We start from the raw sequence: 1,301 nt of genomic DNA on the forward strand, positions 1-1,301 counted from the left end.
TATTATGTTCATTAAGATACTTCACTGGAGAGATTAATATGTTGGTGAATCTCTCCAGTGAAGTTGCGCCAACGGCTGAGTTATGTAGGGCGCAATCTCGGATATCTTATTTAACATAATAGTTACGTTATGCGACATTCGTCAGAGCAAAAAAAGAGGGCCTATAACAGGCCCTTTTTAGTAATCGATATCGATGTATAAAATCATTAATTTATTTTTTTGTCTCAACTTTAATATTTCCATCTCTTGTTACTTCAATAAATCCTTCTAGTAGTGTTTGCTTGATAATTTCGTGAAAAATTTCTGTATCTCTTAATGGCTTTTTTCCAGCTTTAACAAGGTCTCTATTTAGCTTTAAAGCTGTTTCATTTAGTGCTTGTTCTTCCTGATCTGTAAATCTAAAAGTTTTAGCCATTTCATCGATTCCTTTTCTAAATTTCAAAATTATAGATGAACTTGTGATTTATTCTTGTATTCATATGTGATTTCTGTATTATTGTCATAAAATGATTTATGCATTTGTGATTTCATCATGATAAAAACATTCAATAGTCCTCAAGATTTCACCCAAGCAGCCTTTAACCGAGTTGCTGAACTGGTGTCTCAACATGGTCAATGCGCTTTAGAGAATTTTGTACCTGCTTTCTCCACAGAGCAGTGTTTAGAGCATCTTGCATTTGTCGCTAGTGAAATGGCTTATGACTATTCATACATTGATGCTTATGCAGATCTCTACAAAAAAACAAATGCTGAATTAAAAGAAGAAATGGGGGATTGCTAATGCGAATTAATGCAGTTCATCAAATCGACCTTGCTGAATGTCCTCGTTGTCATTCAATCATGATTAGAAATCTTATTTCATTTCATTTAACTCGTTGTTTGGGGTGATTGAGATGATTGGTTTTGAAAGATTTCTTGTTTTCTTCTCTATTTTTTGTCTTTTTGTCGGCTCGATGCTTTTTATTTTTGCAATTAATAAGGGGTGGCTTTAATTATGACTACTAAATCAGCTCTAATTTCTGTTCCTCAACTTTCTAGTCAAGATGAAGATTATTTAGATCAAATATTTGGAATTGAACCTGAATCACATACACCAGTTACTTGTCCTGATTGTGGTGTTTCTGTTGCTTATTCTGCTGATCTTGAATTTCACAATTGTTTTGGGGACTTTTAATCATGGTTAAAAATACTGTACAAAAAACCATCAAAACCCGTAAAAACACGGGGGAAAGTACCCTAAATAAGCAATTCCATAGTCCTGAGTCTAGTCTCCTGACTGATTTTTCCACCCCCATTTATAA

General features: G+C 33.7%; 3 protein-coding genes. 2 read left to right on the top strand and 1 reads right to left on the bottom strand.

Annotated elements, in window-relative coordinates; translation table 11 throughout:
* Positions 1 to 211 precede the first annotated feature (211 nt).
* Positions 212 to 415, bottom strand: a complete 204-nt coding sequence (locus ACE01T_RS17635) for a hypothetical protein (RefSeq protein WP_337709413.1) — start codon at positions 413 to 415, stop codon at positions 212 to 214.
* A gap of 117 nt (positions 416 to 532) precedes the next feature.
* Between ACE01T_RS17635 and ACE01T_RS17640 the strand changes: the two genes are divergently transcribed.
* Together ACE01T_RS17640 and ACE01T_RS17645 are read left to right on the top strand one after the other, a co-directional pair.
* Positions 533 to 781, top strand: a complete 249-nt coding sequence (locus ACE01T_RS17640; RefSeq protein WP_395519789.1) for a hypothetical protein — start codon at positions 533 to 535, stop codon at positions 779 to 781.
* 213 nt (positions 782 to 994) lie between these two features.
* Complete coding sequence (locus tag ACE01T_RS17645; protein ID WP_395519790.1) at positions 995 to 1,174, top strand: hypothetical protein; 180 nt, start codon at positions 995 to 997, stop codon at positions 1,172 to 1,174.
* Positions 1,175 to 1,301 lie beyond the last annotated feature (127 nt).

Origin of the sequence: Acinetobacter uliginosus (assembly GCF_044130295.1) — a bacterium.
Classification (GTDB): Bacteria; Pseudomonadota; Gammaproteobacteria; order Pseudomonadales; family Moraxellaceae; genus Acinetobacter.